The sequence below is a fragment of the Pandoraea sp. NE5 genome (assembly GCF_024363545.1).
Classification (GTDB): Bacteria; Pseudomonadota; Gammaproteobacteria; order Burkholderiales; family Burkholderiaceae; genus Pandoraea; species Pandoraea cepalis.
On record NZ_AP025517.1, the window covers coordinates 3370585 to 3383992 of the forward strand.

The following is a 13408-nucleotide window of genomic DNA, read 5'->3' on the forward strand; positions in this document are numbered from 1 at the left end:
GCTTTAACGTTATCCAATACGCGAGAACGTCAGAGCCCGCGTGCGGGACGTGTACAGGGAAAAGCGTGTCGCCTCGTCGCCACGACGCTCAATCAGTGCCGTGCCGGTCGACAGTGCCGAGGCATCGGCAGGCGCGAAGGTCCAAACATCACGGGTAAGCGCACTCAGGTGATAACGTGCATTTCCCGTGGCGCCACGAATGGACAACGTCAGAAGCCCCGCCTCATGGGAGAGACTGGCGTGGGCGTCGGCGTCGTGACTGAAGTATTGGCCGCAGATCCCATCCATCCCTAACGCCTCGGTCGGCGGGGCCACTTCGTATCGGCTCAGGGTAACGACATGTCCGCTCTCGATGAAATCGATGGCGGGAACTTCGCCTGCCGCCGTAAGCGCGTGGGGTACTACACGAGTCTGCGCACCCGCACCGTCGTCGATACGGAATTCGCGCTCAGCTGAGATAAGCGGCTGGGGATGGTGTGACTGGTTATGCGTCACAGCGTGCAATCGCTCGTCCCGCTCAACGATCTCCACAAACTGAAGGGGGGCCACGGACAGATATTTCCCGAGTAATCCGGGGTTTTCCGAAGTCGGTGCGGGGGCTTGTCGCGGCGGACCGAGCACGTCATCGCCAAGGACGATATCGACGATCTCGGTCGCCAACGCAGCGGGATCGACAGGCGCGCCGTTGCTCATCAGGACGATATCCAGGGCGTGCGAGGGAACCGTCAACATCTGGCTCGTTCCACCGAAAACCCCGCCTGCGTGATGAATGGTTTCGACGTTGCGGTACCGTGTGCGCATCAACCCCAACGCGTAGATGCCGAATTCCCCGCTGGAATATTGCGGCATCGTCAGCATCTCACGCCAAGTTTCCGGACGTCCGAGTCTGACGGGATCACGAAGATGCCTGGCCCACTTCAACATATCGTCGATCGTGGAGACGATACCGCCTTCACCCAACACGTCGACACTGGGAAACAATCCGCGCAAATACCCGCCAGCGCCGTCGGGAACATGCTGTGTGGCCATGCGTGGCCGGATTCGCAAGTCGTCACTGACCGATTCCGTGTCATGCATGCCCATGACGCGGAAGATCCGCTGGTCAAGAAACTGTTCGAACGGCATGCCACTGACGCGCCCGATGATCTGCGACAGAAGGTGGTAGCCCCCGTTGCAATAAATCATGCGCTCCCCCGGGGGGAAATTGACATCCCGCTGACGCAGCTCAACCGCCAGCGGCGTGCCTCGCGCAGTCATGGAAACCCCTTGCGTCATCACCGACAGGTCCAGATAGCATCGATATCCACTGGTATGTGTCATCAACTGGCGCAGCGTGGGTTCACCCGCCAACTCGGGCAGTTCCGGCATATACGTGCGAACACCCGCATCGATATCCAACTTGCCGTCCTCGGCAAGAAGCAGGGCGGCAAGGCAAGTGAAATGCTTGCTGGTCGAGCCAATCCGCATCCGGGTCGCCGGCGTGTTGGCGACGCCATGTTCGAGGCTCGTCATGCCGAACCCCTTGCGGAACAGTGCCCGTCCTTCACGGGCGACCCCGACCACGAGGCCCGGCGCGTCGCTCCGATTGAACCGCGCCAGATGCGCGTCGAGGCGAGCGTGCAAGTCTTTCTGCTGCAAAGTCATTTGAAGTTCTCCAATAGTCACTAACGCGTATCAGAACGGAACGGTGAGCACCGCGCCGATCGTGCGCGGCCGTTCCACGCTGACCAGTGCCGGCCCGCCAAGCGGCATCAACGCAGTCCCCGCGGCCAGAAGGGCGCGGCGGTCAAACAGATTGCGCACGTAGAAGTTCAGACTCGCCTTGCCGAAGTCGATCCCCGCCAGGAGGTCGGTCACTGCATAGCCAGGGAGCGGATAATCCGGCCGTCCGTTGCTGGTGCCGAACCCTGCGTGGCGACGGCCGACGAATCGTTGCGCAATACCCACGTATGAGGCATACGTGCCGAGCGAAAAGTGGTACGTCCCAGTTAGCGTGGCCGAGAACTTCGCGGAGTTCGGCAGGGGATCACCCGATTGCGTCCCGGTGGCAGCATTTCCCTGCGTCAACTTGGCGTCGATGTAGGAAAACCCCGCACCAAAATCCCAATGCCGATCGGGACGGAAGCTACTTGCCAACTCGAACCCTTTGATGCGCGCGTCCCCCGCATTGATCACCTGATTGACACCTTCCAGAGCGCCAAGCTGCTGGATGTTTTTCCACTCGATGTCATAGGCGGTTGCAGACAACGAAAGCCGCTTATCGAACAAATCTGCCTTGTAGCCTGCCTCATAGGTCCAAAGCGTATCGGGCTGAAACGTCGCACTCCCATTGCCGGGGCGCCCCGTGATGGGACTGACGAGCAGCGCGTTCGGCCCGCCCGGTCGATAGCCGCTTGCCGCGCGGACGTAGACGTTGCTGTTATCGGTCAATCCATAGCTGGCGGTCAGCATGTAGGTCTTGCTGGTATCGGACGACGGTGCGGAAATCGATTGAGGCGGTCCGCCCAGAAGGCCCGATGTGCTTTGGTTGTAACTCTGTTGGTTGTGGGCGATGCGAATACCGCCCGTGAGCGCCAGACGCTGTGTCACGTGATAGGTCAGATCTCCATATGCGGCGTATTCGGTATAGGTGCTGGGCGCCGTCAGTGCAGAGAGCGAAGGCGTGGTCCCGTCGGCAAATGCACCCACAATGCCCTGATCCGCCTCACTGCGCTCTCGGGTAAAGAAAAGCCCCCCGAGCCATTCAAGACGGCGGTTCGCGGGTGACGTCATGCGAAATTCCTGCGTCACCTTGTTCGTTGTCGCCAGGTTCATCGCGACAACCGAGTTCAGATTGAGCCCTTGCGCGGCCAGCGCCGGCACGTAGACCACTGACAGATCCTGAGGCTGGTCTGTCTTCACCGACTGATACGATGTGATCGAGTTGAAGCGCGACCATCCGAAGTCGTACTCCAAGCCGAGCGAGTAAAGTTCGACGTTTTGATGGAACGGTTCCGGCGCATAAATTCGCGTTGTCAGATCGCCATCGACGGGTTGGCCGCTCTTGTCGTATGCAACGTAATTGGGGGCGTTTCGATTGATGTTTTGCGTGATCGCGCTCAGACGCACGGTGAACTGACTCGTCGGCGTCAAGAGCAACGACGCGCGCGCGCCGTAGGTATCGCCTCTGTCGATTCGGCTACCCGCCTGCGGTCCGATGGCATCGACGTAACCTGCGTCGTGTTGGCTGAAAGCCGAAACGCGCACGGCAGCCACATCGTTCTTGATGGGAATATTCAGAACCGCGCTGGCAGTATTGCCAATACCGCCGTGCTTGGTTGCCGACATTCCCGCGCTCGCCTGGCCGGAGAATTCCTCCGTATCCGGCTCGTTGGTGACGTACTTCAGCAATCCGCCCATCGCCCCTGCGCCGTATAGCGTGCCCTGCGGCCCACGCAGCACTTCGATGTGATTCAGATCGAGCAGGCTCATGTCCAGCGCGAACGTCGCGCCTTGCGAGAAGACCGTGCTCCCACCGAAGGCGACGTCATCGACATAGACACCCACGGTCGGACCGGTTTGCTCCCCGGTCGTCACGCCGCGCATGCTGATCTGTCCGGCGCCGCTTCCGCCTTGGGAATTGAGGTCCACCCCAGGTTCCGACGAAAGATAATCAGACATCGTTTTCGCGCCGCTCTTCTGCAATGCGTCAGCCGAAATGACATTGATCTGCATAGGCACTTCGCGCGCGGGTTCACGGCGACGTGTTGCGGTCACCACCACAGTGTTGAGTGTCGCGCCGTCTTTGCCTGACGCTGGCGTCATGGTTTGCGCGTTGCCGTTCGTTCCGGCATTAGTGTCAGCCGATGATTTGGCGCTCTCGGCCTCGGCACTCACCGCCGAAGCCGCACTGGGCAGTGCGACCGTTTGCGCATGTCCATAGGCTGACGCAAGCCCCAGCAGTGAACCCACCAACCAGGTGCCCCCGCTCGGCCTAAGCCTGAATCGGCGCATAGTGACTGCGGTTTGCCTGCGATGCTGTCTGATTGCCACTGTCGTCTCCTTCGAGATTTCCGCACGTCGGCCGTCACAATCGCCTTCGCGGTATGGATCGTGTAGCGAGGGATGTCCACGCTGATTCGAGTCTTAGCTCTGGCTTCAACGTTATTTGTGCGATATTTCTGGTTCATGTGGACTTTGTATCTCGCGTGAAACATAGACCCACCGGCCGTGGCTTTCCATTGCTGCACAATCCAGGTGAGCGGTGATCCCTCCCGGATGTTTCCGTCCTGAAACAATCTGTTGACGAAGCGGCTACATAGGCGCCGGATAATAGCGACCATGTTCGCGTTTTCTTTCACGGCACCCGCCGCAACCATCATGCAAAAGCCATCGTTCGATTCCGCGTTCTATCGGCTACTGTTTGTCATGCTCGTCATGGTGGCGCTGACACAGGCTGGCACCGCGATATTGATGTACACGGTGTACTCCGCAGCGGCGTTCAAGGCGCCCCCCGGCATGTCGACCGGACTGCAGTTGAGCATCGCCGCTGCCGTGCAGATCGTTCCGCTGCTCTTCTCTTCCTGGGTCGGTGCGCGAATGCTGTCGGTACCGTTCAAGTCGCTGGCCGCAGGGGCCGCAGCCTTGTCTCGCAATATGGACGCGCCACCGATCCCGGAAGCGGGCCCGATTGAAGCGCGGCAGGCGGCTCGTGTTTTCAACTCGATGCAGGCGGCCATACGGCGCCAGGTCAACGATCGCAATCGCTTCCTTGCCGCCGTCTCGCATGATCTGCGCACGCCGCTTACGCGAATGCGTCTGCGGCTACGGACGCTTGAGCCCTCGGAGTTCAGCGATCGATTGGTTGCCGATATCGACGAAATGACGCAGTTGCTCGACGCAACGCTCTCGTTTCTACGCAATGAGGCCGTGACCGAAGCGTTCAGTCCAATTGACATCGACGCGCTCATGGATGCCATCGCGGAAGACGCGATGGAGCGTGGGCAGAAGGTCTCCGTTCACGGGGCGATCGCGCCTATGCTTGCGCAGCCCTTGGCGTTGAAACGTTGCCTGACCAATCTGGTCGCCAATGCGATTCGCTATGGAAGCGAAGCGCATATTCAATTGGTCGATGGCGATGAGCAAGTGCAGATCAACATCGTCGATCGCGGGCCCGGCATCCCGGAACGAGATCTCGAACGGGTGCTGGAGCCGTTCTTTCGACTCGAACAATCCCGTAATCGGGAAACCGGTGGTACCGGACTTGGGCTGGCCATTGCAAACGATGTCGTCAAGCGACATGGAGGCACGTTGACATTGCTCAATGGCAGCGACGTTGGGCTGATTGCACGCGTCGTGTTGCCAAGGCGATAGCCGCGAGCGCTTCGCAGACAATGCACCCGCTTCTGTGTCAATGTGGATACACACTGCTCACAATCAGGCAACGAGGTCCAAATACAGTGTGAAGGACACGCTTCTTCACACATCTGGACTCACCATGAAGATTTTCGCGGCACAACTCGCTACAGAAACCAACACCTTCGCGCCGTGCCCCACCGGGTGGGGGGGATTTCAGGAAAATGGGATTTTCCGGGGCGACGCCAGCATTCGCGCGCCGGAAGGCGTGGGCTATCTGATGGCGGAACTTCGGCGACTCGCCCGTTCGGACGGAAACGAAATCGCCGAAGGGCTCAGCGCCGAGGCGCAGCCGTCGGGCCCCGTCATTCGAGAGGTCTATGAAACGCTGCGTGACGAGATCGTCGCCGGTGTGCGCGCAGCGCTACCGCTCGACGCTGTCGTCCTCATGCTCCACGGTGCCATGGTGGCGCAGAATCATGACGACTGCGAAGGCGACCTGCTCGCGTGCATTCGTGAAGTTGTCGGCCCCGAGGTACCGATTGCCGCGACGCTTGATCCGCATTGCCACTTCACTGAGCTGATGCAGTGCGCGGCCAACATTCTTATCGCCTATAAAGAGTATCCGCATACCGATGCGATCGACCGATTGCGTGAAGTTTATCGACTTGTCACACAAGCCGCCGAGGGGGAGGTCACCCCGGTAACCGCCGTGCACGATTGCCGGATGGTGGGCGCTTGGCACACCACATCGGAACCCATGGCCGGCTTTGTGCGACGAATGCAGTCGTTCGAGGGGCGCGACGGCATTCTCTCTGTGTCGCTGGGCCATGGATTCCCCTGGGGCGATGTCCCCGAGGCCGGCGCAAAGCTTTGGGTGATTGCGGACGGTGACCCGGCGCGCGCCGGTGCGTTGGCGAAGCAACTCGGGAGTGAATTCTGGGCAATGCGACATGACGTCCAGCCCAAATGGTATGACCTGGATCAAGGGCTCGACGCCGCCTTGGCCGTCGGCCTCGGTCCGGTCGTCCTGGCAGATGTTGCCGACAACCCCGGTGGTGGCGCCCCTGGCGATAGCACCTTCATCCTTCGGCGAGTCGTCGAGCGATGCATTTCCGATGTTGCCCTGGGTTGCTTGTGGGATTTGGGGGCCATTCAAATCTGCGCGGACGCCGGCGTCGGCGCCACGCTGGATCTTCGCGTCGGTGGCAAATGCGGTGCCGCTTCAGGCGACCCCATTGACCTGCGCGTCACCGTTCGAGCCGTGCATGATACGCATTCGCAGAGCCTTGGCGGCATGTCGATTCCACTGGGCCGTTCGGTCTGGGTTGAAGGGCCAAACGGATTGGACATCGTGCTCGTTTCCGTACGAACCCAAGTCATTGGTGTGGACGCATTCACCGGCATAGGCGTTGCGATGGACGCGAAGCGACTTGTGATCGTGAAGTCGACACAGCACTTCCATGCCGAATTTGCCCCCCGGGCAAAAGCGATTCTTCACGTTGCAGCCCCTGGCGCACTGACCCCCGATTTCGCAAAACTCCCCTATCGACGCCGTAGCCTCGAGTACTGGCCTCGCGTCGAAAATCCGTTCGTCTGATCGGGTGGCGCCGCGACGCCACAGATCAATCCAATCGATCACGCGTAGGTTGACCCAATATTTTGCCGGGAATCGCCAAAACTCCGGCAAAGTTTGCCCTTCTTCTGGAAGGGCTTTTTTTCGACTGATGTGCCGCCTGGCGGCGGCACATCTCGAGTGGGGCGGCGAAGCGATACCGAGTCAGAAGCGATCGGCACGAAATGGAGAAGGGTCGACCAACGTCGGCGCGCCAGTGAGCATCTCGGCAATCAGACGCCCGGTCACGGGGCCGAGCGTCAGACCGTGATGCGCGTGACCGAAGGCGAACCAAAGATCCCGATGCCGGGGGGCCGGGCCGATGATCGGCAGCATATCGGGCGTGCACGGTCGACAACCCATCCATGGCTCGGATTCAACCGCTTTTCCCAGCGGGAACAGCCGTCTCGCCAGAGGTTCAACGGCCGCTAGCTGAACGGGCGTCCGCGGTGCATCGCGTAACGCAAGTTCGACGCCCGTTGTCAGACGAATTCCCTGGTTCATCGGTGCCAGCAAAAAGCCGCTCTCGGCATCCAATACCGGCTGATTCAGTTTTGTACCGATGTCGGGCAGGAAGTGCCGGTGATAGCCGCGCTTGACCGCCAGCGGCAGCCGGTAACCCAGCGCACGCGTAATCGTGTCGGACCAAGGCCCCATGGCCACGACGGCGTGCCGACCTTCGATTTCCCCCTCGAGGGTCTGTACGCGCCAATGGGGCTTCAACGTGGTCGCATCACCGCGCATGATCTGCCCACCTATCGCTGTGAAGTACTGCGCGTAGCGGGCAACCAATTCGCCGGGATCGCGAATCGAACTCGAAGCCGTATGGCGAATGGCGCCGATGAGCGTTGCCGAGAGCGACGGCTCATCCTTCTGAAGTTGCGCTGCATCGAGTCGCTCAAACGGTACGCCGTACTCACGTTGCCAGCGCTCGACATCGAGAAGCGCTGCGTCGAACGCATCACGCCGATGGAAGACCTTTAGCCACCCGCCTTCGCGTAGCAGATCATCCGCACCCGCACGTTTGATGAGTGCCTGGTGCTCGGTCAAGCAATGCTCGATCAGTGTGCTGTATTGACGGGCGATGCGGGCATGGCGTTGCGGCGCGGAGTGATGCCAATATCGTGCGAGAAATGGGGCGATGCTCGGCAGCGCCGACGGGTGATAACGCACATCCGTGGATTGATTCCGCGCATAGTGAAGCAGCGTTCCGATGTCGCGAGGAAACGCGTACGGATACACGCCTTCACGCTGTATCAATCCGGCGTTGCCAAATGACGTTTCCCGACCGGGCGTGCTGCGGTCGACGAGCGCGGTCGAAAGGCCACGACTCTGCAAATGGATAGCCGTCGAGACGCCGACGATCCCGGCGCCGAGTACGAGAACATCGAATTTCATGATGGAGACACTGTCGTTATCCCATTGCTGTGGCTAGCCGCGTGGTCGCGTCGCAATGCCACAGTGGACGGTTTGAATAGGTCAACCGATTCGCAATGGCGTCGTGAACGCCAAATCGTGGATGTCGCCTGGCAAATGTCGCACGGCCTAGGCCAACGCCGTCACGGCAACTTCCACGTCGAAGCCGGCTCTCATCAACAGCGATTGAACACACGCGCGCGTTGGTGCATGTCCCTGCGGAATCCAGGCGTCCCATACGCGGTTGAATTCGTCAAAATAACGAGCATCGGAAAGCCAGATGTTCGCCGTCAGAAGACGTGTTTTGTCGATGCCCGCCTCGGCGAGTAGCCCATCGATTTGCGTCAAGACTTCGTTCGTCTGCTCGGGAATCGTGGCGTATTGCGTCATCGGCACTTGCCCGGCCAGATATACGACACCCCCCGCAATGACCACCTGACTCATGCGGACATTGGTATGCAAACGTGTGATTTCTTTGTTCATTTTTTGGGCTCGGAGAAGAATGACAATGCGTCGGTCAACGCAGACGCAAGGCGTCCGTGACTGTTCCGGTTATCATATATGAGAATTTAAGTTCTCGTATACGAGAAAATGTCAAAAAATCAACGCAATCGGTTTCATGTGTTCGGTTCGTATTGTCTGGACCGTACACGCTCAGTGAAAGTCCTATGACGCCATCTACACCAAAGAAGCCTGCGTCGTCAGGCAAGCAGAAGCGCGACGACGGCCAGGTCAGTCATGAAACGGTGGGCGCCCGGCTGCGAAGCGCGCGCAAGGAGAACGGGCTGACACTCAAGACGTTGAGCGAGCGCTCAGGCGTCGCTGTATCGACCATCTCAAAGGCGGAGCGCGGCGACATTGCGCTCACCTACGACAAGTTTGGCGCGCTTGCCCGTGCACTCGGCCTGGATTACTCGGCCATCTTCGGGCATGGCAACGCCGAACTCAGCGCAGGGATGAGTCCATCGTTCACTGAAGCGGGAAAGCAAACGATATACGAGACCCCCAACTATCGCTATGGCATGATCGCTTCCGACCTTGCCAATAAGCGCATGGTGCCGATGCGTGCACACATTCGCGCGCGCAAGCTGGAAGATTTTCCTGACTATATTCGCCACGCGGGCGAAGAGTTCGTGTTTGTTTTGTCAGGCAGTTTGTTGCTGCAGTTTGAAAATGGCAGCGAATTTCGGCTGGCGCCAGGCGATAGTCTTTATTTCGACAGTGGCGTGGGGCACGTCTATCTGAGCGAGCACGATGCTGGCGTCGACGCCATCGTCTGCTGTGTAGACATGCATGTTCCACCCGCAATGTCGCGCTCGCGATGAGGGTCGCCAGGGACTCGCCACCCGTTGTTGAATCGGACACGCCGGCCGGACTGAGCGAACCTTTTCCGGTGGATCTCCACGTTTTTGTGGACGCCTATCGTCGGGTGCCGATCATCTGGGACTTCTGAGTGCTCGGGTATCCAGGCGGTGAAACGAAGTCAGTGAGCCCGCGACGGTGGCGTCAAGGGCTTTTTGCTTTTTGACTCAATCCGCTGCGAAATCGAAATGCGGTCTAGCCGCGATTGTCGACCCAGTCGCGCGCCCACGTGGTGGCGTGTCCCAGCGCCTGCGTTTCGTTGTCGAAATAGTCGAGCGCGTAGAAATTGTACGAAACCGGATCGGCGTCCAGGGGGCCGCCTCTGACGAGCACGAGGTTGGCCGCAAACCAGCCGTCCGATAGTTGGTGCGCGGATGGGGAAATTGAGTAGCCGTTGTATTGGTGGTGATGTTCGATATTTTGCATTAGCGATTGTCGAGCGCACACATGGCATTCGCGCCATACAAGCAAGACAATTTGAAAGTTGGGGGGAGACGGATTGTGTCTAAACGACAAACGATGCGCGCGTTGAGGTGTGGCGATCGGATCGGGGGGGAGCGTCGCTGCGCGAGGAAGCGCGCGCGTGAGGCAGACAAGCAAAGGGCCGGAAGACCGGCCCTTGAAATACGTTACAGCGGGGTGATATTCGAGGCTTGCATGCCCTTCGGGCCACGCTTCGTCTCGTAGCTTACCTTCTGGTTCTCCGCGAGCGTCTTGAATCCATCGCCGCGAACTTCCGAGAAGTGAGCGAAGAGATCATCGCCGCCAGCGTCAGGAGTAATGAAGCCAAAGCCCTTGCTATCGTTGAACCACTTAACAGTACCGGTATCCATATTGAATCCTTGAAATAAAAAAATACAGCTCCACCGCGGAGCGACAAAAACTTCAAGGAAGAGGAGAGGACAACGAGTACCGCGCAGACAAGGCGGAAAATGGTGATCAGCAATCGAGCTTCTTGAATATTTCGAGGCCCACAATACAGGGGCGGATCGGGAATGTCAAAGCATATCGTTATCCGCTCTCGCTATTGGGCAATACATTGTTTTGCGTAAGTCGTGCGCCAGAAAGGGGGGGCGGGCATCCACCGGCACCACACACGCGCATTTGATTGCGCTGCCGGCGTCAACAAGGATCCCACGTCCCACCGCGCTCATACGCCGTAGAACCGCTCGCAAAACGCGGCACTCGCCCCGAGCTTCCGCGACAAATCGGCCGCGGCGCGCAATTGCGGGACCACCAGCTCGCCGGATTCATGCGCAGCATTCAGTCTCGAGGCCGGACCGGAGAGCGTGAGTGCCGCCATGAACTTGTCATCGGTACCGAACACCGGCGTCGCAAACGCCGCGGTATGCACGTCGCGCGCACCCGACGTGAAGATGGGGATCGTCGGCGGTTGCTCGTACAGCGGCTCGTTCAACCCCCAGAACCGAATGACCTGGCCGATGGCCGTGTCGTCCAGCGGCAGCGACGTGCCCGGAAGGCGCGTCTCGCGCAGCCCCTCGGACGGCTCAACCCGGAACAGGCAAAGCCGGTTGCCATTCTCGTGCACGTAGTACGATGCGCTTTCCTTCGCCAGCGCAGCCAGATCAAACAACACCGGCTCGACCACCGTCGACAGGTGAAACGATTGCTCGAACAGCTTGCCCAGATATAGCAGTCGATGGCCGAGCGCATAGTTGCCCGATGACGAGCGCACCACATAGCCCATTCGTTCAAGCGAGTTCATCAGTCGGTACACGGTCGTCTTGTGCATCCCGGTCGCCTGCGAAAGCGTACCGAGAGAATGCGATTCCGCACCCGGCTTGAAACAGTCGAGCAGCGATAGCGCTTTCTCGACTGCGGCGACCCCGTCGTTCCCCATCCCGTTCCCCTGTCAAATAGATGCCATTTTACATGGTACAGCGACAATTTACCCAGTAAAAGGGTAAACGCTAGTGCCGGTCATGCGTCGCCTGTCTTATAGTTATTTCACTCTGTACATTAGCTCTGTACATCGTACAGCGCATCATTTGAGGTCAAATTATGAGCACGACTCCCGCAGGCACTTCCATCCAACGAAACATCGAGCGCGTCTCGCCCGAACTTGTCGAGGCGGCAGCCAAGTATCAGGCCGCCATTCTTGCCGACGTCGCTGGCCGTCGCGGCACGGTGCACGGGCGGGTGAAACCGCTGTCCCCCAAGATGAAAGTCGCGGGTCCGGCCATTACTGTCGAAGTCCGCCAGGGCGATAATCTGGCTATCCATGCCGCGTTGGCGATCGCCCAGCCGGGCGACGTCATCGTGGTCGACGGCAAGGGCGACGTGAGCTGCGCGCTGCTGGGAGAAATCATGGCCACTCAGGCAAAGGCGACCGGCATCGCGGGCATCATCATCGACGCTGCCGTGCGCGACGCGCACGAACTCGCCAACGGCGACTACCCGATTTTCTCGGCAGGCCTGAATCCGTGCGGCCCGACCAAGAGCGTGGCCGGCCTGGTGAACTCGCCCATCTCGCTGGGCGGCACCGCGGTGAATCCTGGTGACCTCGTGGTCGGCGATGCCGATGGCGTCGTCGTCATTGCACGGCAGGACGTGGCGCGCATCATCGATCTGGCGCAAAAGAAGCTCGAAGCAGAAACGGCGCGCATCGACGGCATTCTGCGCGGCGAGCAGTTGCGTCCGGCGTGGGTCGAGAAGGAATTGCGGGCCGCCGGCATGCTGGCCGAAGGTGAGACGCTGTAATGACTGCCGTGACGCAAAAGCCGGTTCTGCTGGTCACCGCCGCTGACCTCGCCCCCGAAGCCATCGCCATGCTCGATGCCTTCGAGCTGATCTTCGCGGGCAAGCAGCCCACGGAAGACGACATCGTCGCCCTGTGTGAACACCACAAGCCCGTTGCCATCATCGTGCGCTACGGGAAGATCAACGCCCGGATCATGGACGCGGCAGCGAATCTGCGCGTGATCTCCAAGCACGGCAGCGGCATAGACGTCATCGACCAAGCGGCGGCAAAGGAGCGGGGTATCGCCGTGCTGGCCGCCGTCGGGGCGAACGCCGCCGCCGTCGCCGAGCATGCCTGGGCGCTCATCCTCGCTTGCGCCAAGGCGGTCCCCCATCTGGACGCTCGCCTGCGAGCTGGCCATTGGGACAAGGCCACGCACAAGTCGGTCGAACTGGAGGGCCGCACGCTCGGTCTCGTGGGCTTGGGGGCCATTGGGCGCAGGGTCGCCGCCGTGGGCTTGTCATTCGGGATGACGGTCGTGGCGTTCGACCCGTATGCGAAAGAGGCACCGCAAGGCGTCAAGCTCGTGTCGCTCGAGGCGCTGTATGCGGCGTCGGACGTCGTGTCGCTGCACTGTCCGCTCACCGCTGAGAACCGCCAGATGCTCAACCGCGAAACGCTCAGCTGCTTCAAGCCGGGTGCCATTCTCGTCAACACGGCGCGCGGTGGCCTCATCGACGAAGCGGCGCTCGCGCAGGCACTCGCCAGCGGGCAACTGCGTGCGGCGGGTCTCGATAGTTTCGATGTCGAGCCGATGACCATGCCCCATCTGTTCCAGGGCATTCCCAACGTCATCTTGTCCCCGCACATCGGCGGCGTGAGCGACGCGGCCTACGTGAACATGGGGAAGGGCGCTGCCGCCAACGTGCTTGCCGTCTTCAACGCACAGGCGCGCGACGCCGCCTAGCGTTCGAATCCGG

Annotated in this window: 12 protein-coding genes; 5 read left to right on the plus strand and 7 right to left on the minus strand. The window is 60.2% G+C overall.

Annotation, left to right across the window (positions count from 1 at the left end; all coding sequences use genetic code 11):
* Positions 1-9 precede the first annotated feature (9 nt).
* Both PanNE5_RS15420 and PanNE5_RS15425 read right to left on the minus strand, forming a co-directional pair.
* Positions 10-1644, minus strand: coding sequence for a serine hydrolase domain-containing protein (locus PanNE5_RS15420; protein ID WP_261938320.1), 1635 nt, complete (start codon positions 1642-1644; stop codon positions 10-12).
* Between the two features lie 30 nt (positions 1645-1674).
* Positions 1675-3993 (minus strand): TonB-dependent receptor, encoded by a 2319-nt coding sequence (locus PanNE5_RS15425; protein WP_083902173.1) that lies wholly within the window; start codon positions 3991-3993, stop codon positions 1675-1677.
* 288 nt (positions 3994-4281) lie between these two features.
* Between PanNE5_RS15425 and PanNE5_RS15430 the strand changes: the two genes are divergently transcribed.
* Together PanNE5_RS15430 and PanNE5_RS15435 are read left to right on the plus strand one after the other, a co-directional pair.
* A complete protein-coding gene (locus PanNE5_RS15430) occupies positions 4282-5352 on the plus strand; it encodes an ATP-binding protein (protein ID WP_261938321.1) in 1071 nt (356 codons plus the stop codon).
* Between the two features lie 124 nt (positions 5353-5476).
* Positions 5477-6934: a M81 family metallopeptidase gene (locus PanNE5_RS15435; RefSeq protein WP_261938322.1), complete on the plus strand. Its 1458-nt coding sequence runs from the start codon at positions 5477-5479 to the stop codon at positions 6932-6934.
* Between the two features lie 180 nt (positions 6935-7114).
* Here PanNE5_RS15435 and PanNE5_RS15440 read toward each other — a convergent pair whose 3' ends face one another.
* Both PanNE5_RS15440 and PanNE5_RS15445 read right to left on the minus strand, forming a co-directional pair.
* Complete coding sequence (locus tag PanNE5_RS15440; protein WP_261938323.1) at positions 7115-8347, minus strand: NAD(P)/FAD-dependent oxidoreductase; 1233 nt, start codon at positions 8345-8347, stop codon at positions 7115-7117.
* 147 nt (positions 8348-8494) lie between these two features.
* Positions 8495-8848: a RidA family protein gene (locus tag PanNE5_RS15445; RefSeq protein ID WP_017231942.1), complete on the minus strand. Its 354-nt coding sequence runs from the start codon at positions 8846-8848 to the stop codon at positions 8495-8497.
* Positions 8849-9033: 185 nt separating this feature from the next.
* Here PanNE5_RS15445 and PanNE5_RS15450 point away from each other — a divergent pair, with 185 nt between their 5' ends.
* The gene (locus PanNE5_RS15450; RefSeq protein WP_017231943.1) at positions 9034-9690 is read left to right on the plus strand and encodes a helix-turn-helix domain-containing protein; all 657 of its coding nucleotides are present in this window, start codon (positions 9034-9036) and stop codon (positions 9688-9690) included.
* A gap of 232 nt (positions 9691-9922) precedes the next feature.
* Here PanNE5_RS15450 and PanNE5_RS15455 read toward each other — a convergent pair whose 3' ends face one another.
* The 3 genes from PanNE5_RS15455 to PanNE5_RS15465 all read right to left on the minus strand — a co-directional run bounded on the left by PanNE5_RS15455 (position 9923) and on the right by PanNE5_RS15465 (position 11588).
* Positions 9923-10153, minus strand: coding sequence for a hypothetical protein (locus PanNE5_RS15455; protein WP_017231944.1), 231 nt, complete (start codon positions 10151-10153; stop codon positions 9923-9925).
* Between the two features lie 203 nt (positions 10154-10356).
* Positions 10357-10560 (minus strand): cold-shock protein, encoded by a 204-nt coding sequence (locus PanNE5_RS15460; RefSeq protein ID WP_017231945.1) that lies wholly within the window; start codon positions 10558-10560, stop codon positions 10357-10359.
* 317 nt (positions 10561-10877) lie between these two features.
* Positions 10878-11588 carry an IclR family transcriptional regulator gene (locus tag PanNE5_RS15465; protein ID WP_017231946.1) on the minus strand — a complete coding sequence of 237 codons (711 nt, stop codon included), beginning with the start codon at positions 11586-11588 and terminating at the stop codon, positions 10878-10880.
* Between the two features lie 161 nt (positions 11589-11749).
* Between PanNE5_RS15465 and PanNE5_RS15470 the strand changes: the two genes are divergently transcribed.
* Together PanNE5_RS15470 and PanNE5_RS15475 are read left to right on the plus strand one after the other, a co-directional pair.
* A complete protein-coding gene (locus PanNE5_RS15470; RefSeq protein WP_017231947.1) occupies positions 11750-12448 on the plus strand; it encodes an RraA family protein in 699 nt (232 codons plus the stop codon).
* A complete protein-coding gene (locus PanNE5_RS15475) occupies positions 12448-13395 on the plus strand; it encodes an NAD(P)-dependent oxidoreductase (RefSeq protein WP_261938324.1) in 948 nt (315 codons plus the stop codon). The genes PanNE5_RS15470 and PanNE5_RS15475 overlap by 1 nt, the downstream gene beginning before the upstream one ends.
* The last annotated feature ends 13 nt before the right edge of the window (positions 13396-13408 follow it).

Bases quoted from the DNA above. Each gene is read 5' to 3' on its own strand.
- PanNE5_RS15475 (WP_261938324.1), top strand. From the start codon at position 12,448: ATGACTGCCGTGACGCAAAAGCCGGTTCTGCTGGTCACCGCCGCTGAC.
- PanNE5_RS15445 (WP_017231942.1), bottom strand. From the start codon at position 8,848: ATGAACAAAGAAATCACACGTTTGCATACCAATGTCCGCATGAGTCAG.
- PanNE5_RS15440 (WP_261938323.1), bottom strand. From the start codon at position 8,347: ATGAAATTCGATGTTCTCGTACTCGGCGCCGGGATCGTCGGCGTCTCG.
- PanNE5_RS15435 (WP_261938322.1), top strand. From the start codon at position 5,477: ATGAAGATTTTCGCGGCACAACTCGCTACAGAAACCAACACCTTCGCG.
- PanNE5_RS15455 (WP_017231944.1), bottom strand. From the start codon at position 10,153: ATGCAAAATATCGAACATCACCACCAATACAACGGCTACTCAATTTCC.
- PanNE5_RS15420 (WP_261938320.1), bottom strand. From the start codon at position 1,644: ATGACTTTGCAGCAGAAAGACTTGCACGCTCGCCTCGACGCGCATCTG.
- PanNE5_RS15450 (WP_017231943.1), top strand. From the start codon at position 9,034: ATGACGCCATCTACACCAAAGAAGCCTGCGTCGTCAGGCAAGCAGAAG.
- PanNE5_RS15465 (WP_017231946.1), bottom strand. From the start codon at position 11,588: ATGGGGAACGACGGGGTCGCCGCAGTCGAGAAAGCGCTATCGCTGCTC.
- PanNE5_RS15425 (WP_083902173.1), bottom strand. From the start codon at position 3,993: ATGCGCCGATTCAGGCTTAGGCCGAGCGGGGGCACCTGGTTGGTGGGT.
- PanNE5_RS15460 (WP_017231945.1), bottom strand. From the start codon at position 10,560: ATGGATACCGGTACTGTTAAGTGGTTCAACGATAGCAAGGGCTTTGGC.
- PanNE5_RS15470 (WP_017231947.1), top strand. From the start codon at position 11,750: ATGAGCACGACTCCCGCAGGCACTTCCATCCAACGAAACATCGAGCGC.